Annotated in this window: 17 protein-coding genes; 7 read left to right on the top strand and 10 right to left on the bottom strand. The window is 63.6% G+C overall.

The window, feature by feature from the left end; all coding sequences use genetic code 11:
* Positions 1-170: 170 nt before the first annotated feature.
* On the top strand, positions 171-1547 hold the full coding sequence (locus NKH17_RS17790) for an MFS transporter (RefSeq protein WP_352801541.1): 1377 nt from the start codon (positions 171-173) through the stop codon (positions 1545-1547).
* A 39-nt stretch (positions 1548-1586) separates the two neighbouring features.
* On the opposite strand, the gene purH is transcribed toward NKH17_RS17790, so the two are convergent.
* From purH to htpX, 5 genes are all read right to left on the bottom strand, one after another.
* Positions 1587-3203 (bottom strand): bifunctional phosphoribosylaminoimidazolecarboxamide formyltransferase/IMP cyclohydrolase, encoded by a 1617-nt coding sequence (purH, locus tag NKH17_RS17785; protein ID WP_352901003.1) that lies wholly within the window; start codon positions 3201-3203, stop codon positions 1587-1589.
* 84 nt (positions 3204-3287) lie between these two features.
* The gene (locus NKH17_RS17780; RefSeq protein ID WP_352901005.1) at positions 3288-5036 is read right to left on the bottom strand and encodes a heparinase II/III family protein; all 1749 of its coding nucleotides are present in this window, start codon (positions 5034-5036) and stop codon (positions 3288-3290) included.
* A gap of 145 nt (positions 5037-5181) precedes the next feature.
* Positions 5182-6528 carry an RsmB/NOP family class I SAM-dependent RNA methyltransferase gene (locus tag NKH17_RS17775; RefSeq protein ID WP_352901007.1) on the bottom strand — a complete coding sequence of 449 codons (1347 nt, stop codon included), beginning with the start codon at positions 6526-6528 and terminating at the stop codon, positions 5182-5184.
* Positions 6525-6851, bottom strand: coding sequence for a hypothetical protein (locus tag NKH17_RS17770; RefSeq protein ID WP_352504869.1), 327 nt, complete (start codon positions 6849-6851; stop codon positions 6525-6527). Before NKH17_RS17770 ends, NKH17_RS17775 begins: the two co-directional genes overlap by 4 nt.
* Positions 6848-7864: a zinc metalloprotease HtpX gene (gene htpX, locus NKH17_RS17765; RefSeq protein ID WP_352504870.1), complete on the bottom strand. Its 1017-nt coding sequence runs from the start codon at positions 7862-7864 to the stop codon at positions 6848-6850. The genes NKH17_RS17770 and htpX overlap by 4 nt, the downstream gene beginning before the upstream one ends.
* Positions 7865-7980: 116 nt before the next feature.
* Here htpX and NKH17_RS17760 point away from each other — a divergent pair, with 116 nt between their 5' ends.
* Complete coding sequence (locus tag NKH17_RS17760) at positions 7981-8193, top strand: DUF1674 domain-containing protein (RefSeq protein ID WP_352648896.1); 213 nt, start codon at positions 7981-7983, stop codon at positions 8191-8193.
* 19 nt (positions 8194-8212) lie between these two features.
* Here NKH17_RS17760 and NKH17_RS17755 read toward each other — a convergent pair whose 3' ends face one another.
* Positions 8213-8884, bottom strand: a complete 672-nt coding sequence (locus tag NKH17_RS17755; RefSeq protein WP_352901010.1) for an HAD-IA family hydrolase — start codon at positions 8882-8884, stop codon at positions 8213-8215.
* Positions 8885-9062: 178 nt separating this feature from the next.
* On the opposite strand from NKH17_RS17755, the gene NKH17_RS17750 reads away from it, so the two are divergent.
* From NKH17_RS17750 to NKH17_RS17740, 3 genes are all read left to right on the top strand, one after another.
* Complete coding sequence (locus tag NKH17_RS17750) at positions 9063-9932, top strand: transglutaminase-like domain-containing protein (protein ID WP_352803499.1); 870 nt, start codon at positions 9063-9065, stop codon at positions 9930-9932.
* A gap of 329 nt (positions 9933-10261) precedes the next feature.
* The gene (locus NKH17_RS17745) at positions 10262-11623 is read left to right on the top strand and encodes a pilus assembly protein TadG-related protein (RefSeq protein ID WP_352803500.1); all 1362 of its coding nucleotides are present in this window, start codon (positions 10262-10264) and stop codon (positions 11621-11623) included.
* 387 nt (positions 11624-12010) lie between these two features.
* A complete protein-coding gene (locus tag NKH17_RS17740) occupies positions 12011-13279 on the top strand; it encodes a class I SAM-dependent methyltransferase (protein WP_254820438.1) in 1269 nt (422 codons plus the stop codon).
* Here NKH17_RS17740 and NKH17_RS17735 read toward each other — a convergent pair whose 3' ends face one another.
* Both NKH17_RS17735 and acs read right to left on the bottom strand, forming a co-directional pair.
* A complete protein-coding gene (locus NKH17_RS17735; protein ID WP_352479568.1) occupies positions 13280-14023 on the bottom strand; it encodes an MOSC domain-containing protein in 744 nt (247 codons plus the stop codon). It lies immediately after the preceding gene.
* A complete protein-coding gene (gene acs / locus NKH17_RS17730) occupies positions 14023-15978 on the bottom strand; it encodes an acetate--CoA ligase (protein WP_352901013.1) in 1956 nt (651 codons plus the stop codon). The genes NKH17_RS17735 and acs overlap by 1 nt, the downstream gene beginning before the upstream one ends.
* A gap of 305 nt (positions 15979-16283) precedes the next feature.
* Between acs and NKH17_RS17725 the strand changes: the two genes are divergently transcribed.
* The gene (locus tag NKH17_RS17725; RefSeq protein ID WP_254820441.1) at positions 16284-16556 is read left to right on the top strand and encodes an usg protein; all 273 of its coding nucleotides are present in this window, start codon (positions 16284-16286) and stop codon (positions 16554-16556) included.
* Positions 16557-16599: 43 nt separating this feature from the next.
* On the opposite strand, the gene NKH17_RS17720 is transcribed toward NKH17_RS17725, so the two are convergent.
* Positions 16600-17634 carry an aldo/keto reductase gene (locus NKH17_RS17720; protein ID WP_352479570.1) on the bottom strand — a complete coding sequence of 345 codons (1035 nt, stop codon included), beginning with the start codon at positions 17632-17634 and terminating at the stop codon, positions 16600-16602.
* 56 nt (positions 17635-17690) lie between these two features.
* Positions 17691-18872 (bottom strand): MFS transporter, encoded by a 1182-nt coding sequence (locus tag NKH17_RS17715; RefSeq protein ID WP_352479571.1) that lies wholly within the window; start codon positions 18870-18872, stop codon positions 17691-17693.
* Positions 18873-19010: 138 nt separating this feature from the next.
* On the opposite strand from NKH17_RS17715, the gene NKH17_RS17710 reads away from it, so the two are divergent.
* Positions 19011-19919 carry a LysR family transcriptional regulator gene (locus NKH17_RS17710; protein WP_352479572.1) on the top strand — a complete coding sequence of 303 codons (909 nt, stop codon included), beginning with the start codon at positions 19011-19013 and terminating at the stop codon, positions 19917-19919.
* Positions 19920-19951: the final 32 nt, after the last annotated feature.

Below are 19951 nucleotides of genomic sequence, written 5' to 3'. Positions count from 1 at the left end.
CGGGATTGCCGGGAAGAACTGCGCAATAGAGCGAACGGCGCGCTGCTTTGGGGAGCGCCGGAGCATGATGCCGAACCTAACGATCGGCTTTTGGACAAGATCGTGCTCAACAACAAGACGAAGCGTCATTCCGATTCGGTCGGCATTGAGCAAGCTCCAGCGGAGGGGACATGGCTGAGATGGCAGTGCAGCGGGCGTCGGGACGCGGCATCTGGGGATGGATGCTGTTCGACTGGGCGGCACAGCCGTTTTTCACGGTCGTCACCACCTTCATCTTCGGTCCGTATTTCGTTTCGCGCATGGCCAGCAATCCCGAGACCGGGCAAGCGGCCTGGGGCTACGGCATTGCCGCCGCCGGCCTCGTCATTGCCGTTTTGTCGCCGGTGCTCGGTTCGATCGCCGACCAGACAGGACCGCGAAAGCCGTGGATAGCCTTCTTCGCCGCGGTCAAGATCACCTGCCTCACCCTGCTGTGGTTCGCCGCGCCCGGCTCTGATCTTTTTCTGGTCGTGGCGTTGTTCTCGCTGGCGTCGGTCGCGGCGGAATTCTCGACCGTGTTCAATGATTCGATGATGCCCCGCCTGGTGCCGAAGAGCGACATCGGCAGGATCTCGAACATGGCCTGGGGGCTCGGCTATCTCGGCGGCATGATCGCACTGATCTTCGTCGTTACCGTCATGGCCGGCTCGCCTGAAACCGGCAAGACCGTTGTTGGGCTGGACCCGATCTTCGGCCTCGATCCCAGGCTCGGCGAGGACGCGCGCGCCACCGGACCGTTGTCGGCGGCCTGGTATTTCCTGTTCATCCTGCCGATGTTCTTCTTCACCCCCGATGCAATCAAAGGCATTCCAATCGGGCCGGCGGTGCGCGAGGGACTGTCGGAACTGAAGTCGACGCTGGCCGAAGTGCGCAAGCGCAGCGGCATTTTTCGCTTTCTCGTCGCCCGCATGATCTATCAGGACGGCGTCAACGCGCTGCTGGCGTTGGGCGGAACGTTTGCGGCGGCAATGTTCCATTGGTCGATTACCGAGATCGGCCTGTTCGGCATCATCCTCAACGTCGTCGCCATAGTCGGATGCCTGGTTGCCGCACGCCTCGACACGGCGCTGGGTTCCAAGTCCATAGTGATGATTTCGCTGGTCATGCTGAGCATCGCCACGCTCGGCATCGTCTCGACCGGCCCGGGCTATACGCTGTTCGGCGCCTGGGTGATGCCCGGACTGGACGGCGGCGGATTGTTCGGCACGGCGGCGGAAAAAGCCTACATTTTCTACGGCCTGCTGATCGGGCTTGCTTTCGGGCCGGTGCAGGCTTCGTCGCGCTCCTACATGGCGCGCAGCGTCTCCGCGGCCGAATCGGGCCGCTATTTCGGCATCTATGCACTGGCCGGCCGAGCAACCAGTTTTGCCGCACCCTTCATGGTGGCCACGATCACCCTGGCCAGCGGCTCGGCGCGGGCCGGCATGGTGGCGATCGTGCTGTTCCTCGGAGCGGGCATGGCGATCCTGATCGGCACGCCCTATCCGGCGGATCGGCCGGCGGAGTGATCTGCTCGTCCCCTCTCCCACAGAGGGAAGGGAGGGAGTTCAATGCCTGAAATGCCTCACGCCGGTAAACACCATGGCGATGCCGTGAGCATCGGCGGCGGCGATGACATCGTCGTCGCGCATCGAGCCGCCGGGCTGAATGATGGCGGTGGCGCCGGCTTCGATTGCCGACAAAAGCCCATCCGCGAACGGGAAAAAGGCATCCGAGGCGACGACAGAGCCCTTGGTCAAAGGCTCCGTCAGACCGGCAGCCTCGGCCGCGTCGAGCGCCTTGCGCGCGGCGATGCGCGAGGAATCGACCCGGCTCATCTGGCCGGCGCCGATGCCGACTGTAGCGCCATCCCTGGCATAGACGATGGCGTTCGACTTGACGTGCTTTGCCACGCGAAAGGCGAATTTCAGATCGGCCAATTCGGCCGGCGTTGGAGCGCGGCTGGTCACCACTTTCAGGTCGAGGTCATCGACCACTGCATTGTCGCGGCCCTGGACCAGCAAGCCGCCGGCAACCGATTTCAAGCCAAGGCCCGCCGCGCGCGGGTCGGGCAGGCCGCCGGTAACCAGCAGGCGTAGATTCTTCTTGGCGGCAATGATGCGGACTGCTTCCTCGGACGCCTCTGGTGCGATGATCACTTCGGTAAAGGTCTTGACGATCTCTTCGGCGGTTCCGGCGTCGAGGATGCGGTTCATGGCGACGATGCCGCCGAAGGCAGAGACCGGATCGCAGGCCAGCGCCTTGGCATAGGCCGCGTGCAGCGAAGCGGCTTCGGCGACGCCGCACGGGTTGGCGTGCTTGATGATGGCAATTGCGGCGGAGCGGGTCGGATCGAATTCGCCGACCAGCTCGAAGGCGGCGTCGGTGTCGTTGATGTTGTTGTAGGAAAGCTGCTTGCCCTGGAGCTGGCGCGCCGTAGCGACGCCCGGCCGCCTGTCGCCATTGACATAGAAGCCGGCGCCCTGATGTGGGTTTTCGCCATAGCGCATCACCGATTGCAGCTTGCCGCCGAAGGCGCGCCATGTCGGATGCTCGATCTCGAGCGCCTCGGCGAACCATCCCGAGATCGCCGCGTCGTAGGTGGCAGTACGGGCAAAGGCCTTGGCTGCCAGCTTCTTGCGGAAATCCAGCGACAGCGAGCCGAAATTCATCTCCAGCGCGTTGAGCACCGAGGCATAGTCGTCAGGGTCGGTGACGATACCGACATAGGCGTGGTTCTTGGCCGAGGCACGGATCATCGCCGGGCCGCCAATATCGATGTTCTCGACGATCGCCGCGTAGTCGGCGCCGGAGCGGCGCACCTCTTCGAATGGATAGAGATTGGAGACGACGAGATCTATAGGCTCGATGCCGTGGTCGCGCATCGCAGCGGCGTGCTCGGGATCGTCGCGCACGCCGAGCAGTGCGCCATGCACCGACGGGTGCAGCGTCTTGACGCGGCCGTCCATGATCTCGGGAAAGCCGGTGAGCTCGGATACGTCGCGCACGGCCATGCCGGCCTCGGCGATCGCCTTTGCGGTGCCGCCGGTCGAAACCAGCTCGACGCCGGCCGAAGCCAGCGCCTTGGCGAAGTCGATCAGGCCGGTCTTGTCGAAGACGGAGAGCAGCGCGCGACGGATCGGAACAAGGTCGGGCGCGGGAATGTTCTTGGCGGCGACGGCCATGGGCTGGCGGCCTTTCCAGTTCTGGTTGGAGAGCGTCCGCGGGCCGTAGCACATGAGGCCCGGAAATCAAGCAGCAAGGCTTGATCAGTGTTTGCCGTTGCCGCTGGCTTCGGCTTTTTCCGGATGACCACCGATAGTAGTCCGCGTGAATTGCCAGTGGACCTCGAAAATCTCCGAGGCTTTGAACGCAAGCACGATCTGCCGGCTGCGGCGCGGGCCGCCGAGCCCGGCGAAATAGATCGATTCCTCGACCTCGGGTGCCACTTCGGTGGAGGTAAACACCCAGGTGTCGGCATGGTCGGCGGCCAGCACCAGACGGTCATGCTCATCCTGGAGCAGGTTTATGTCGGGATGGACATGGAAACGCACCGTGACGAAATCACGGCCATTGTTGCGGATAGAGGCGCCGCCCGGCCGCAGGAAGCGGTCCCTGCCGGCAAGCACATTGCCTTCGGTCGATAATTTCAGCTCGCGCTCATGCAGGAAGCCGAAGCGCGCGACATAGCCGTCATGGCGGGCGATGAAGCCCTGGCTGCCCTTCTGGTCGGTGCGCTTGCAAGGCACGTGCTGCGGCCCGCCGATCAAAGGCGTGCCGAGCAGGTCGTTGACGCGCAGGGAGTGGTTGAAGCGCGCCGACGACGTGTCGTTGATGGTGGCGGTCGAGTGGGCGGCGGTGGCGCGGGCAAGCGGCCGGAATTCGGCGGCGCCATAGGTGTCTATGCCGGCGTTGACGATATAGTGCTGGCGGCCCGACGACAATTCGAAGGCGAGGCACCCGGCGTGAGCGGAATTGGACACGTCGACGGGCGGCGGCGGTCCGGTATCGGCGATCACGGTGACACCCCCCATCGACAGGCGCTCATAACCCGAATGCGGCGCGTGCAGCAATGGTGCGCCGGCGGTGTCGTCGTGATGCAGGATGCTGGCGATACGGTCGTGGATGGTGGCGCCCATGCCGTTGAAGCGGGCAAGGCTGCCATCCTGATGGCGAAAGAAGCGCAGCGCCGGCAGCATCCGGTCGATGGCGCCGATCAGGGCGGCCGGCGGTGTCTCGGCCTGATTGGCGTATGTCTGGCGCAACGGCAGAAGGTCGGCGAGGATTTCAAGCACGGCCATCGGATTGCGCGAGATATGGCCGCCGTCAGGCAGGATCTGGCGGTCGATCTCGTCGGCGAGACTGCGGGTGGCACCGCGCAGCGCCGAGGCCGGCGCCGGCAGCGACAAAGCGGCAAAGGCCAGCGCAATGCGCGCGCGCAGCCTGTCCTTGCCGTCCGGCATCTCGCGCGCCATGGCGCGCAGATAGCGGATCTGGACGGCAAGCGATTTCAGGAAGGCGCGGTAGAACGGAAATTCGGCGCCCTGCAACACGATCGAGGAATGCTGCAGCCAGGCAATGACGCGCTTGGCCGTCGTGCCGGGCTCCCAGGCGACGCCGGAAATATGGCTGCCATGGATTGCAATCCAATCGGAAACCAACGCCCGCGCGTTGGCGGCGGCGAGTTCGGTACCCGCGGCACGCATGTGGCGCAGCCAGCGAAAGCCATGCAGCGTCTTTTGCCAGCCGGGATTGGGCACGTCGATCTGGAAGGGCGATTTGCCGCCGGTCTCGACCAGATGCCCCGAAAGCGGATAGCGGCCGTAATAGATCTCGAGCGCGATCTGAGGATCGGCGAGGCGCAGGTCCGGCGGGGCGATCAGGACGCGCTCCGGCGTGCGGCCTGAGTAGCGCCAGCGATAGAGTGGCCCGGCACGCAAGCGCCGGCGCGCCTTGCGCCAGAACTCCCTCGCGACAAGCGTCCACAGACGCGTCGTGTTACCGGCAGCGATTGCCAAAATCTCTCCTGATCGTCCTCACCCAGGCACAAGTTTATATGATTCAAGAACTTGTGCGAAGGCGAATTCCGCGGCAGCGTGGCCGTTCAGCCTGTTTTCCGTGCCTCCTCGCTCCAAAAGGCCGGACGCGCTTCGAGTTCTGCCCTTAGCCGGCTCTGCGCATGCGGGCGGCGAAGAAGCCGTCCAGCCCGGAACGGGCAGGGGAGCCAAGCTCCAGGTCGGCAGGCGTGGTGCGCAACGTGCCTTGCGGCGTCAGGAACGGGTCGATGCCGGCGATCTCACCCGGCCGAAGCGGGTCGTCGATGATTTCCGCATTGCCGGCGAGAAAGTCGCGATAAAGCTCTTCGCCTTCGAGCGGATCGAGCGAGCAGTTGGAAAAGACGATGCGACCGCCAGGCTTGACCAGGGTGACGGCCCGGACAAGCAGCCGGCGTTGCAGGTCGGCCAGTTTTTCGACGTCGGCCGCCGTCTTCGTCCAGGGGACGTCGGGATGCCGCCGTACCGTGCCGGTCGAAGAGCAAGGTGCGTCGAGGAGGACGGCGTCGAAGCGGTCCTTCGGCTCGTATTTGAGCAGATCGGCCTGCACTATCTCCGCGGCCAGGCCGAGCCGTTCGAGGTTCTGCGTCAGCCGTGCCAGCCGCGTTTTGGATATGTCGAGCGCGGTGACGTGGGCGCCGGCGAGGATCAACTGGGCGGTCTTGCCGCCCGGCGCGGCACAGAGGTCGGCGATTCGCAAACCATTGATGTCGCCGAACAGCCGGGCCGGCAGGCTGGCCGCCGCGTCCTGAACCCACCAGGCGCCTTCCGCGAAACCTGGCAGTTCGGTCACGGAAGCGCTGAGCTTTTCCACGCGCACTGTGCCGGTCGGCAAGACGAAGCCACCGAGCCGTTCGGCCCACAGCGCCGGGTCCGACTTGACGGTGAAATCGACCGGCGCCTCGTGGCGCTGGGCGAGCAGTATCTGCCTGGTCTTGTCGAGGCCGTAGACCGTTTTCAAACGGTCGGAAAACCATTTTGGCGCCTCGTCGGTGGCCGCAACCGCCGCCGCGAGCTCATCCTGCTTGGCCCGCGCCAACGTACGCAGTACGCCGTTGACGAGGCCGGAAAAGCGCGCCGTGCGCGGATCGGACTTGGCATGCGTCACGGCGAGGTCGACGGCGGCGCTGTCGGGAACATCGAGGAACAGGATCTGCGCCGCCGCCACATGCAAGATGTGCGAAAGCGCCGTGGCGTTGGGCGGCAGCGGCTTTTCCAGGCGGCGGGCCAACAGGCCTGATATGGTCATGCGGTAGCGCAGCGCGGTGACCAGAATGGCGCGCACCAGGGCGCGGTCGCGCAGGTCGAGCGCCTTGTATTGCGGATGGCCGTTTTCATGGTCGGTCAGCCCGTCGAGCGGCGTTCTCGCGTCGATGACGGCGGCAAGCAGCCGCGCGGCTGCCTTGCGCGCGGCGAGACCGCGAGCTTCTGAAGCCTCACTGTGAGTTGGCCTCATTGTGCCGGCGATCGGTTGACTAGTTTAAATATGGCGCTGACAAAATCTTCTTTGCTTCCTAGGGGTGAGGTCACCTGAATGTAGTCTTTCTCAACCTTGTCAACATAGTCCGCGACTTGCTTTGGAGATGCACCATCCCCGACAAGTCGGACGATGTGGTGGAGATAGGTGTCATATTCGTTTTCAGGAAGCGGACGAAATTCCAGTTCACTTGATGTTTCCATGTTCGCCATCGGTATGCCGATAGGGTTCCAGTGCCTTGCACAAAGATCGCGTATTTCCGCCAGCGAGATCCCGCCTTTTTTGTCTGTCGCGCTCGTCACGACCACGGACCTTTAGGCCCGGTCGGATTGCGTCCCCAGGGATTGGGTTTCGGCCTGGCCGGCTCGGCCGGCCTTTCGGGCCGGGCGGCCCTTTCCCACGGACCCGACGGCTGCTGCCCGATCCCGTCCGGCGCCGGGCTTGGCGTCGCGGCCGCTTCGGGTGCGCCGGCCATCTGTTGCGCCATCCGCTGCAGAGCGGCGATGCGGTTTTCGGTGCTCGGGTGGGTGGAGAACAAATTGTCCATGCGCTCGCCGGAAAGAGGATTGATGATGAAGAGATGGGCGGTTGCCGGATTGCGCTCGGCATCCGGGTTGCGGATGCGTTCGGCGCCACGGGCGATCTTGTCAAGCGCCGAGGCGAGCCACAGCGGGTGTCCACAGATTTCGGCACCGCGCCGGTCGGCCTCGTATTCGCGAGTGCGGCTCACCGCCATCTGCACGATCATGGCGGCCAAAGGCGCGACGATCATTGCCACCAGCACGCCGACGATGCCGAAGGAATTGTTGTTGTCGCGGTTACCGCCGAAGAAAAAGGCGAAATTGCCGAGCATCGAAATTGCGCCGGCGAAGGTCGCGACGATCGTCATGGTCAGCGTATCGCGGTGCTGCACATGGGCGAGCTCGTGCGCCATCACCGCCGCGACTTCTTCATGCGATAGCCGCTCGAGCAGGCCAGTGCTGGCGGCGACAGCGGCATTTTGCGGATTGCGGCCGGTGGCGAAGGCATTGGGCTGCGGATTGTCGATGAGATAGGTCCTCGGCATCGGCAGACCGGCGCGTCGGGCGAGGCCCTGCACGATGGCGTAATATTCAGGCGCGTTGCTTTCGTCGACCTCGATCGCTCGGTGCATCGCCAGCACCATCTTGTCGGCGTTCCAATAGCTGAACAGATTGGTGCCGGCAGCGATCAGCAAGGCGATCATCATGCCGCCGGATCCGCCGACCAGATAGCCGACGCCCATGAACAGGGCCGTCATTGCGGCCAAAAGCATGGCGGTGCGAAGGGTGTTCATTGTCTGCTCCGTTCTGCCCAACAAAGGGGTCGATCCCTTGTGGACCCATCGCTATATGATGGGAAACAGCGGTTCTCGTTTCAATCGGGGCCTGTTTCAATCTGCCGGAAGATCGCATGATCGACGAATCCAACCAAACACAGGCTCACCACGCGCCGCAAAAGGCGCTGACGCCGGCAGCCCGGCGTGCCTTGGCCGAGGCCGAGGCCCGGCGGCAAAAATATCGCGAGACAGAAGCCACGCTGCCGAGGGAGATCGGCGGGCGCGGCGGCAAGGAGCCTGGCCGCTACGGCGACTGGGAGGTCAAGGGCCTGACCAGCGACTTTTAGCCCAGGCAGGGGCGCCAAACTATACAGGCTGCGTCGTCCGCTCCGCTTCGATGGCAATCCAGCCGCTGGCATCGACGGCGATGCCGATCGCGTCATAGCCGGGGATAGCGGCATGCGGCGTCTGCAAAGAATGCCGGTGCGTGGCACTGATCACCACGATTGCGGCGCCCGCGGCTTCGGCTGCCGCTATGCCGGCCGGCGCGTCCTCGAAGACGAGGCAGTCGCGCACATCGACGCCGAGCCGTTCGGCCGCCAGCCGGAAGCAGTCGGGCGCCGGCTTGCCGCGGGCCACGTCCTCCGCCGCAACGATCACGGCGGGAGCCGGAATGCCGGCGGCCTGCAGGCGCAGCAAGGCAAGTTCGCGCGGCGCGGAGGTGGCGATCGCCCAACTCTCAGGCGGCAGCGATGCGAGGAACGCCGCGGCGCCGGCAATCGGGCGAATACCCTCGACGTCGGCTGCCTCGGCCTGCAAAAGCGCATCGGCTTCGCGGGCAGGATCGACGCCTGGCAGCGCCAGCCGGCCGATGGTCTCGATCGCCCGCACGCCGTGGATGGTCGGCAGGAATGCGGCGACGTCAAGACCTTGCCGATGCGCCCAAGCTGCCCAGACCCTTTCCGCCGCGGCGATCGAATTGAGAATCGTGCCGTCCATATCGAACAGGAAGGCCGCAAATTTTCTGCCTGCAAACATCGGTTTTCCCGGGTCATCCTGGAGGGGTTATTTCGAAAGACGCGTGTCGATCGACCGTAACGTTGCCGCGTCCGTATGGGAAGCCGCGAGGCGTCGTTTTCGACGTTCGCAAGGAACCGCCGCGCACTCTCCCGCGTTGACCAGCACTATCTTCCATGACGATCGTAGGGGGACGGCGATGCTGATCAGGCTCGGCTATGAAATTGGCATTGAATGCGCTGCAGCCACGCCGGTCATTTCGCTGCTCGAGATCCACAGGGATCGCCAGGCCGACATCAAGCGGCAAACGCGCGTGCTGACCTCGCCGTCGGTCCCGACCAGGGTCTACCACGATCTTTTCGGCAATAGCTGCCGCCGCTTCACGGCGCCGGCCGGAAGTTTTCGCATCCTCTATGACGCGGTGGTCGAGGACAGCGGTGAGACGGACGAAGTCAACGCGTTGGCCAGGGAAGTTCCGGTCGCCGAATTGCCGGACGAGGTGCTCGGCTATCTGCTCGGCAGCCGTTATTGCGAGACCGACCATCTCGGCGACCTGGCCTGGCAACTGTTCGGCCAGCTTCCGCCGGGCTGGGCGCGGGTGCAGGCGATCGTCGACTATGTCCACAACCGCCTGTCCTTCGGCTACGGTTATGCGCGCTCGACCCGCACGGCGGCGCAGGCGCATGAGGAACGCGTCGGCGTCTGCCGCGACTTTGCCCATCTGGCGATCACGCTCTGCCGCTGCATGAATATCCCGGCCCGCTACGTGAACGGCTATCTCGGCGATATCGGCGTGCCCGCCGATCCGGCGCCGATGGACTTCTCGGCCTGGATGGAAGTGTTCCTCGACGGCAAGTGGTACACGTTCGATCCTCGCCACAACGTGCCGAGAATCGGCCGTGTCGTCATTGCGCGTGGCCGCGACGCCACCGACGTGCCGCTGTTGCACAGTTTCGGCCCGCACCGGCTCAGCCTGTTCAAGGTCTGGACCTACGAACAGGAAGGCAACCTGTTCAAGCCGCCCTATCGCGGCCTCGACAGGACCGTCACCGCACGGATGCTGGCCTAATCCTCCCGGAGACGTTCACAGCCCATGTTTCCACGTCCCGCCATCGCGGTCGTGCTGATCCGGTTCGAGACATCTCTTCTGTACCGGATCGGGACGCCATCCGGCCGTTCCGAATTGCGAGCCGGATCGTGGTAAGCGCTTTGTGAACAAAGCCGCGCCGACGCGGCTTTCGTTTACCCGCTGTTTACCTTGTCGCTGCTCGAGACCGTTTGGAAACAATGGCCTGAGCGGGGGCTGCTCGCTTTCCCGCGCCCGGCGGCGCGATCCGGCCGGATTCCTGCAATGCGCGTTCGGACAGCTGCAGGCTGTGGCGAATGGAGGCGGAAGGAATGCGGCGTTTCGGGGGTCTTGTTCAGGCGATCGGCGGCTTTGCCGGGGATCGCAGCGGAAATTTCGCGGTGCTGTTTGGTATAATCGGCTCAGTACTGGCGCTGAGCGTCGGCTTTGCCGTCAACGTCTCCCAACTCTACAATGTGAAATCGAGCCTGCAAGGCATCGTCGATGCTGCGGTCACCTCGACGGCCCGCGACCTGACGACCAGCGTCATCAGCGAGGCTGACGCCAGCAAATCGGTGCAGGCCTTTCTCGATGCCAACAGCACGGCGGGTATCCTGCAGGACAATCAGATCGTTCTCGACAAACTGACTGTCGACCGAATCGCCAAGACCGTTCAGGCGGACGTTCATGTCAATGTCAGCTATTATTTCCCGCTTTTCAGCACGGGTAGCATGCAGCGCGTTCCCGCATCGACGACGGCTCTCTATTCGGACAAGCAGATCGAAGTCGCGATGATGCTCGATGTTACCGGCTCGATGGCAGGCCAGAAAATCATCGATCTGCGGACGGCTGCGGCGAATGCTGTCGACAGCTTCCTGGGCGGTCAGGACCCGTCCAAACCGCGCGTGCGGGTTGCCATCGTGCCTTATGCCAATTCGGTGAATGCCGGTACACTTGCCACCAGCAGCGTCTATGTGGAAACCACCGCCAGCCAACGCAAACAGGCGCCGGCCAATGACGCCGTGCAGTATGTCTCGGGCTTCATCCGTCCCGATAATTGCGCCACCGAACGCAAGGGGACCTACCAGTATTCGGACGCAGGCCCCGACGCCAGCATGGTCAACCGCGACTACCTGCTGTCGTCCTTCGCCTGGCAAACCGGCACCGCCGCCTGCCCGGCCGCCACGCTGATGCCGCTGACGGCCGATGCGACGGCGCTCAAGACGGTCATCAAGAATTTCGTCGCCTCCGGCGGCACTGCCGGCCATATCGGCGTGCAGTGGACCTGGTACATGCTCTCGGAGAACTGGGGGAGCATAATGAGAACTTCGCAGCGGCCGGCCAAGATGGATCCAAAAAAGGTCGCCAAAATCGCGATCCTGATGACCGACGGCGAATTCAACCTGTCCTACTTCGATGCGAGCACGGTGAGCGACGTTTACAATGACGCCGGCAAGGAGCCGACCCGCACGGCAGCCAAGAAACTTTGCGCTGCGATGCGCGACAAGGGCATCGAGATCTTCACTATTGGGTTTGACCTAAACGAAACGAATGCCAAGGCGACGCTCCAGGATTGCGCGAGCCCGGACACCACCAAGATCAAGCACTTCTACCAAGCTGCCAATGGAACCGAACTCAACCAGGCTTTCCAGGACATAGCGCGCAACGTCGAGATGTTGAGTGTAACCAAATAAGGGACAACAGCCCAAAAAGGAAAAGGCCGCCGCTTCTTGCGAAGTCGGCGGCCTTCCGTGTTTCCGTCCATGGCGCGGCTCCTGGCTGCGACGGTTGGTCGCCAGCCGCGCATCTCGCGCCTTAACGGGAAGACTGCTTCCCGAAAGTGCGATCCGCTGAGGCCACGTTCTGGAAAACGAAATCACTCGACATCGGATCACCTCCTTTCGATTTGTTGAACACTTGCTCATGATGGGGTGTCATCCGGCAAATGGCAAGGCGGGGCACTCGAAAATCCTGAACAAGCGTGCTTGTGCACTCGGGCGGCTTGCGGCCGGCCGATCCGGCAGGCAAGATCGAGCCGCGATTGTTCCGGGCCGCTTTTTGCCGGGTAAGGGAGGATGGGGATGGAGGCAGCCGAAAGAGCGGCCCGGATTGTTCGGACGGTCATTGAAACGCTGAAACCGGGTTTCGCGGTGAGGCTGTGGACAGGCGAGCGGATCGGCCCGGCTACCGGCCCGGTGCTCACTATCAACGACCAGGACATCGTCTGGCAGATCGTACGTCGGCCCTCTTTATCGACGCTGATCGAGATGTGGATTGCCAAGGCGGTCGACGTCGAAGACGGATCGCTGTTCGATTTCTACGCCTTGCCCACGCATGGCAAGCTCAGGACGAAGCTCAAGACGTTGCCGAAGCTGGCGATCCTGCGCGACCTGCCGGCGGTGCTGTTTTCGCGAAAACAGATGACGGCGCGAACCGATCTTTCCGGCCGCAATCCTTACGTCAGCGGGTCGAGCAAGGAGGCGATCCAGCATCACTACGATATTTCCAACGCATTCTACCGGCTCTTCCTCGACGAGCGCATGGTCTATAGCTGCGGCTATTTCAAGGATTTCGCCAACGATATCGATCAGGCCCAAAGAGACAAGCTCGACCATATCTGCCGCAAGCTTCGGCTGAAGCCCGGCGAAAAACTGCTCGACATCGGCTGCGGCTGGGGAGCGATGCTCATCCATGCGGTGAAGAATTATGGCGTCGTCGGCCACGGCGTTTCGCTATCGGAGGCACAGACCGAGCTCGCCCGCGAACGCATCCGCGCCGCGGGGCTGGAGGACCGCATCACCATCGAGATCAAGTCCTATGCCGAGCTGTCCGGCTCCTTCGACAAGATCTCGTCGATCGGCATGTTCGAGCATCTGGGACTTGCCAACCATGCGGCCTATTTCTCGAGGATCCATCGCCTGCTCAAGCCCGGCGGCATCTATCTGCACCACGCCATCACCCGGCGCGACAAGGGCAACATGAAGAAGACGCTGCGCAAGGGGCCGGAATTCAAGGCGCTGATCAAATACATTTTTCCGGGCGGCGAACTCGATACGATCGGCATGACGCTCGGCAATCTCGAGGCGCACGGCTTCCTCGTCTACGACGTCGAAAACTTGCGCGAGCACTATGCGCGCACCTGCAGGCTATGGGCAGAGCGTCTCCACGCACGCTTTGACGAAGCCATCGCTGAGGTCGGCGAAGCCAAGGCGCGGCTCTGGCTGCTTTATCTCACCGGCTGCTCGATTACTTTCGAACGTGCATCGGCGCAGGTTTTCCAGACCGTCGCCACAAGGCGCGCGCGTGGGCCGAGCGGCCTGCCGCCGACGCGGGCGGATTTGTACCGATAGCTACAGGAGGCGCATCGTGGCGCCGATCTCGACGCGGGCCGGTCGGTCGACGGTGCAGTAGACGCCGAGATTATGGGCGTTGTGGCGGACCAGGCTGCGCAGGATTGCCGGGTCGTGGTCGAACCCGTCCTGGCCAATGATGGTGAAGCCGCAGCGGCGGCACGGCTCGGAGATGGTCAGGAGCAGGTCGCCGATTGCCAGCTTGCGCCCGATCCATTCCGTCTCGGGGAACGACCCCTCGACCTCCGGCATATCGACGACGATGTTGGGGCGGAAGCGGCGCGCGTCGGCGGTGCCCTCTGGATGCAGCACTTTCAAACGCGCCAGTGAGGCGGTGGTCAGCAGATGAATAGGGGCTTTGACATAGCGTTCCGTCAGCAGAGGGCCGGCATAATCCGGAGCCGCATTTTCCCGGCGGAACGGCCGGATGGAAGCCGCAAAGCCGAGATACGCGGAAACCGTGCGATCACTTTGCGCGCCAGGTGCCGAAAGCCAGCGTCCGTCGGGGATGGCGACCTCCAGCCTGCCGGCCTGCGACAGCCGGGTGCGGATGCGGGGCACCTTGTGCCATTTCGCTTCGCGGTCGGGCCGTGCGATTTCATCGGTCGAGGTATCGACAAGACCAAACAGGCGGTCGCCTTCGACGGTATACCAGTCGACGGAGATCGCCTCCTGAAACTCGCCGGCGAGCGAGCTCGCGGGATAGCGCCAAAGCTCGGTGACGGCGCCCAATGCGGGTTGCATCAGCCCTTCTTGTTTTGCCGGTTGGCGATCAGGTCGTCGACGACTGCCGGATCGGCGAGCGTCGAGGTGTCGCCGAGCGCGGCAAAATCATCCTCGGCGATCTTGCGCAGGATGCGCCGCATGATCTTGCCGGAACGGGTCTTCGGCAGGCCGGGCGCGAACTGGATCTTGTCGGGCGAAGCGATGGCGCCGATCTCCTTGCGGACATGGACGACGAGCTCCTGGCGCAAGTCCTCGCTTGGCGTCTCGCCGGCCATCAGCGTGACATAGCAGTAGATGCCCTGGCCCTTGATATCGTGCGGGTAGCCGACGACGGCGGCCTCCGAGACCTTCTCATGCGAAACCAGCGCCGATTCGACCTCGGCAGTGCCCATGCGGTGGCCAGAGACGTTGATGACGTCGTCGACCCGGCCGGTGATCCAGTAGTAGCCGTCAGCATCGCGGCGGCAGCCGTCGCCGGTGAAGTACCTGCCCTTGTAGGTCGAGAAATAGGTCTGCACGAAGCGGTCGTGATCGCCATAGACGGTGCGCATCTGGCCCGGCCATGAGTCGGCAATGCAAAGATTGCCGCTGGCTTCGCCTTCCAGTACCTTGCCGTCGGCGTCGACCAGCTGCGGCTTGAGGCCAAAGAAGGGCCGCGTCGCCGAACCCGCCTTGAGGTGGGTGGCGCCCGGAAGCGGCGTGATCATGATGCCGCCGGTCTCGGTCTGCCACCAGGTGTCGACGATCGGCACCTTGCCGTTGCCGACGACGTTGAAATACCACTCCCAGGCTTCCGGATTGATCGGCTCGCCGACGGTGCCCAGCACGCGCAGCGACTTGCGCGACGTTTTGGTGACATGGGCATCGCCGGCGCCCATCAGCGCACGCAACGCCGTCGGCGCCGTGTAGAAGATGTTGACCTTGTGCTTGTCGATCACGTCCCAGAAACGCGACTGCGACGGGTAGTTCGGCACGCCTTCGAACATCAGCGTGGTGGCGCCGTTGGCGAGCGGCCCGTAGACGATATAGCTGTGACCGGTGACCCAGCCGACATCGGCGGTGCACCAGTAGATGTCGCCGTCATGATAGTCGAAGACATATTGGTGGGTCATCGAGACATAGACGAGATAGCCGGCTGTGGTGTGCAGCACCCCCTTCGGCTTGCCGGTTGAGCCGGATGTGTAGAGGATGAACAGCGGGTCCTCGGCGTTCATCTTCTCGGGCTTGCATTCGGCCTTAACCGTGGCGACCTCGTCATGGTACCAGACGTCGCGCCCGGCGGCCCAGCCGGTCTTGCCGCCGGTGCGGCGCACGACCAAGACCTTTTCGACTTTTGTTCCGGCCTTGGCGGCGATCTCGATCGCCTTGTCGGTGTTGTCCTTCAGCGGGATAGTCTTGCCGCCGCGCAGGCCTTCGTCGGCGGTGATGACGAAGGTCGACTTGCAGTCGTCGATGCGTCCGGCCAGCGCGTCCGGCGAAAAGCCGCCGAAGACGACCGAATGAATGGCGCCGATGCGCGTGCAGGCGAGCATCGCATAAGCGGCCTCCGGGATCATCGGCATGTAGATGGTGACGCGGTCGCCCTTCTTGACGCCGTGCTTCTTCATCACATTGGCGAGGCGGCAGACATGTGCGTGAAGTTCGTTATAGGTGATCTTCCTGTCGTCGTAGGGATTGTCGCCTTCCCAGATGATGGCGGTCTGTTCGCCGCGCTTCTTCAGATGCCGGTCGATGCAATTCCAGGAAACGTTTGTCTGGCCATCCTCGAACCATTTGATCGAAACCTTGCCGTCGAAGGACGTGTTCTTGACCTTGCTGTAGGGCTTGAACCAGTCGATGCGCTTGCCGTGCTTGCCCCAGAACTTGTCCGGGTTCTTGACGCTGTCGGCGTACCATTTCAGGTAGGTGTCATTGTCAATCAGCGCGTTCTTCTTCCACGCCGGCTGGACGCGATGGACATGAACATCGGACATTTCTTCGCCTTCCTCCCCAAAACCAAACCGCCGGCTTGACCGCCGGCAGGATCGCAGCGATGCGGCCGCGAATTCGCGCGCATTATTAACAGTTCGGCGGTGACGGCAACATTAGACGTTGGATTCGCGCGGCGGGATGCCGCAGGTGCCTTGCCAGGCGGTGTCAGCACTCTCGTGAGGCGGCTGCTAAGCGCATGTTTTTGCGGGAGGAATCTGGTTTGATCGCAGAAATATCAATAGACGAATAAGCAAATGGGGTGCACAATTTCAGGCTGGGAGGAAGGAGAATCAACCAGGGGACCGCAATGCGCGACCATTCAGAAATGGACCTGATGCTCAAGGGCTATGGCTTGACCACGGCCAAGATTCTTTATCACTTTCCCGATCATCCGCATCTGCTGCAGAGCTTCATCTGGCAGGATTACGACATCGCCCCGAAATTTCCGGTGCTGATCCGCTTCATCGAGTTCTGGAAGGCCGAGCTCGAAGGCCCGCTGCATTCGGTCAGCTACACGCACCAGAAGCTGATCGCGCCGAACGAATGGCGCAAGGTCGACGGCGAGTTCGTGCTGCATTAGCCGGGGGCGGCAGCCCCGGGAGCCGCCGCCAGCTTTTGGAGCGTCAGACTGCGGGCGCGTTCAGCCGGGCAAACCCCTCCTGCCGGCGATAGGGAAAATACGGGTAGGGTGCGGTGACCTCACTTGCCGTGTCGAGCTTCTTCATCTGCTCGGCTGTCAAGGACCAGCCGACGGCGCCGAGATTCTGGCGCAACTGCTCCTCGTTGCGCGCGCCAATGATGACGGAGGCGACGGTCGGCCGCTGCAGCAGCCAATTGATGGCGATCTGCGGTAGGGTCTTGCCGGTTTCCTCGGCGACAACATCAAGCGCGTCGACGACCCGATAGAGATGCTCATCCTCGACGGGCGGTCCGAAGCTTGCCGTGTCATGCAGCCGGCTTTTCTCAGGCAGCTTCTGGCCACGGCGGATCTTGCCGGTCAGGCGGCCCCAGCCGAGTGGGCTCCACACCAGCGCACCGACACCCTGGTCGAGGCCGAGCGGCATCAACTCCCATTCATAATCGCGTCCGACCAGCGAGTAGTAGACCTGATGGGCGACGTATCGGGGATAGCCATATCTGTCCGCCAGGCCGAGTGACTTCATCACTTGCCAGCCGGAAAAATTGGAGACGCCGGCATAACGCAGCTTGCCGGCGCGCACGAGACCGTCCAGCGTCGACAGCACTTCCTCGATCGGTGTTGCGGCATCAAAGGCGTGCAGTTGCAGCAGGTCGATGTAATCGGTGCCAAGACGCTTCAGCGCGTCTTCGACGGCCTTGATCAGGCGTGAACGTGACGAGCCGGCATCGTTGGGACCGTCGCCCATCGGCAGCGAGGTCTTGGTCGAGATCAGCACGGCGTCGCGGCGGCCTTTGATGGCAGCGCCGAGCACTTGTTCGGAAGCGCCAATCGAATAGACATCGGCGGTGTCGAACAGGTTGACGCCGGCCTCTAGGCAGATGTCGACCAGCCGCCGTGCTTCCGTCGCATCGCTGTTGCCCCAGGCGCCGAACAGCGGGCCTGAACCGCCGAAGGTTCCAGCGCCGAACGAGAGTGCCGGGACCTTCAGGCCTGATGCGCCAAGATTTCGATAATCCATGGGTTTGCTCCTTGTGGAAGGATGGCTGTTTCAAAGATTGGTTGAGGTTTGCCGTTCTATGACGGCGCGATTTCCGGTGTGGGGAGGGCGGGGTCTCGGTCGAGGCGCAGAGCAAACGCCGCCACGGCAAGCGCTGAAAGCGGCAACAGGGCCGCGACCCAGGTGACGGCGCCGAGGCCGGGACCGTGCGCGATGACCACGCCGCCGAGCCAGGCGCCGGCCGCGTTGCCGAGGTTGAAGGCGGCGATGTTGAAGGACGAGGCGAGGCTCTGGCCGGCGCCTTGTGCCTTTTCCAGCACCCACATCTGCAGTGGCGCCACGGTGGCGAAGGCGGCGGCGCCGAGCAGGCCGACATAGATAACGGCCATGACCTGGCTGTGCAGGGCGAAGGTCATGGTGCCGAGCACCAGCGCCAGGACGACGAGACTGCCGAGAACGGAAGGTAGCAGCCGGCGGTCGGCGAACTTGCCGCCGGCGATGTTGCCGGCGATGAGGCCGCCGCCGAAGACCAGCAGGATAGGCGACACCGCTGCTTCCTCAAAACCGGTGATCTCGGTCAGCAACGGGGCGATGTAGGTGAAGACGGCAAAGACGCCGGCATAGCCAAGCACGGTGGTGGCAAAGCCAAGCAGGACGGGCGTGCGGCCGAGCACGGCGAGATCGGCGCGCAAATTGCTCTTCTCAGGTTCTGTTCGGCTGCGCGGCACCAGCAGGAGAATGATGGCGAAGGCGGCGATGCCGACCAGGGTCACCGCCCAGAACGTCGCGCGCCAGCCGAAGGCCTGGCCGAGCCAAGTGCCGAAGGGCACGCCGAGGATGTTGGCGATGGTCAGGCCGGTGAACATCAGGGCGATCGCCGAAGCTTTCTTGTTGGGCGCCACCAGCCCGGTCGCCACGACCGAGCCGACGCCGAAGAAGGTGCCGTGGGCGAAGGCGGTCAGCACGCGCGCACCCATCAGCGTCCAGTAGTCTGGGGCAAGCGCACAGGCGAGGTTGCCCAGCGTGAAGATCGCCATCAGCGACAGAAGCACGGTCTTGCGCGGCCAACGGCCGGTTGCGATCGTCAGCAGCGGCGCGCCGATGACGACGCCGAGCGCATAGCCGGAAATAAGCTGGCCGGCAGCCGAGATCGAGACGTCGAGATCGGTGCTGACGTCGAGCAGCAGTCCCATTATGACGAATTCGGTGACGCCGATGCCGAACGCACCGGCGGCAAGAGCGTAAAGAGCAAACGGCATGGCGGTTCCCACTTCGATGACGACCAGTTTTGACGACGGGCGCCGTGCTCCTCCTACGCCCCAATCCGGAAGATCGTGTCGCGATGTGCTGTGAACCAGCCTTGCATCGGGCACATCGTCTGTGAAATAGATTCACCAATGGCCAGGCCCGACATCAACCGCTCCGGCGAGATCGAAGTGTTCGTCCGCGTGGTCGAGGCGGGCAGCTTTTCGGCCGCTGCCCGTGCGTTGCGGATGACCCCGTCGGCGGTGAGCAAGCTGATTGCGCGGCTGGAGGCACGGCTCGGCGCGCGGCTGGTCAGCCGTTCGACGCGCAAGCTGCAACTGACGCCGGAGGGGGCGGCCTTCTTCGACAGCGGCGTGCGTATCCTGGCCGATATGGCAGCGGCCGAGCGCGAGGCGGCGGCGGGTGCCGCGCCGCGTGGCCGGCTGCGGATCAACAGCTACGTGCCTTTCGGGCAGCATCGGCTGATCCCGATTTTGCCGCGTTTTCTAGAGCGCTACCCCGAAATCTCGGTCGATCTGGTGTTGACCGACGATGTCATCGACCTGATGGAGGAGCGCGCTGACGTCGCCATCCGGGCCGGGCCACTCGGCGAATCACGGCTGGTGGCGCGCAAGCTCGGGCAGAGCCGGGTGGTCGTCGTTGCGGCGCCATCGTATCTCGAAGCGCGTGGCACGCCCATGACGCCCGCCGATCTCGATCGTCACAACCGGATGGGCTTCCGTTTCGTACGCCACCTCGAGGGCTGGCCTTTTATCGATGCCGCCGGCAAGCCGATCACCCTGTCGATCATCGGAAATACGCTGGTCAGCGACGGCGAGGCGATGCGGCTGATGGCGCTCTCGGGGGCGGGCATCGCCCGGCTGGCAAGCTGGCATGTGGAGGCCGACATTGCCGCCGGCCGGCTCCTGCCGCTGCTGGAAGAGTTCAACCCCGGCGACGAGGAACTCACCCACGCCGTCTATGTCGGCCAAGGCAAGCATCTGCCGGCGCGGGTGCGGGCCTTTTTGGACTTTTTGGTCGAGACTGTCCGGCTGAACTGAGCCCAAAACGATCGGGAGCCTGCCGGCTCCCG

The sequence above is a fragment of the Mesorhizobium sp. M1334 genome, from assembly GCF_040317995.1.
GTDB lineage: Bacteria > Pseudomonadota > Alphaproteobacteria > Rhizobiales > Rhizobiaceae > Mesorhizobium.
This window is presented reverse-complemented; position numbering and strand designations above follow the sequence as displayed.

Coding starts and splice junctions, on each gene's coding strand:
- NKH17_RS17745 (WP_352803500.1), top strand. CDS start 10,262: ATGCGGCGTTTCGGGGGTCTTGTTCAGGCGATCGGCGGCTTTGCCGGG.
- NKH17_RS17760 (WP_352648896.1), top strand. CDS start 7,981: ATGATCGACGAATCCAACCAAACACAGGCTCACCACGCGCCGCAAAAG.
- htpX (WP_352504870.1), bottom strand. CDS start 7,864: ATGAACACCCTTCGCACCGCCATGCTTTTGGCCGCAATGACGGCCCTG.
- NKH17_RS17790 (WP_352801541.1), top strand. CDS start 171: ATGGCTGAGATGGCAGTGCAGCGGGCGTCGGGACGCGGCATCTGGGGA.
- NKH17_RS17710 (WP_352479572.1), top strand. CDS start 19,011: ATGGCCAGGCCCGACATCAACCGCTCCGGCGAGATCGAAGTGTTCGTC.
- NKH17_RS17740 (WP_254820438.1), top strand. CDS start 12,011: ATGGAGGCAGCCGAAAGAGCGGCCCGGATTGTTCGGACGGTCATTGAA.
- NKH17_RS17725 (WP_254820441.1), top strand. CDS start 16,284: ATGCGCGACCATTCAGAAATGGACCTGATGCTCAAGGGCTATGGCTTG.
- acs (WP_352901013.1), bottom strand. CDS start 15,978: ATGTCCGATGTTCATGTCCATCGCGTCCAGCCGGCGTGGAAGAAGAAC.
- NKH17_RS17750 (WP_352803499.1), top strand. CDS start 9,063: ATGCTGATCAGGCTCGGCTATGAAATTGGCATTGAATGCGCTGCAGCC.
- NKH17_RS17715 (WP_352479571.1), bottom strand. CDS start 18,872: ATGCCGTTTGCTCTTTACGCTCTTGCCGCCGGTGCGTTCGGCATCGGC.
- NKH17_RS17720 (WP_352479570.1), bottom strand. CDS start 17,634: ATGGATTATCGAAATCTTGGCGCATCAGGCCTGAAGGTCCCGGCACTC.
- NKH17_RS17775 (WP_352901007.1), bottom strand. CDS start 6,528: ATGAGGCCAACTCACAGTGAGGCTTCAGAAGCTCGCGGTCTCGCCGCG.
- purH (WP_352901003.1), bottom strand. CDS start 3,203: ATGGCCGTCGCCGCCAAGAACATTCCCGCGCCCGACCTTGTTCCGATC.
- NKH17_RS17755 (WP_352901010.1), bottom strand. CDS start 8,884: ATGTTTGCAGGCAGAAAATTTGCGGCCTTCCTGTTCGATATGGACGGC.
- NKH17_RS17735 (WP_352479568.1), bottom strand. CDS start 14,023: ATGCAACCCGCATTGGGCGCCGTCACCGAGCTTTGGCGCTATCCCGCG.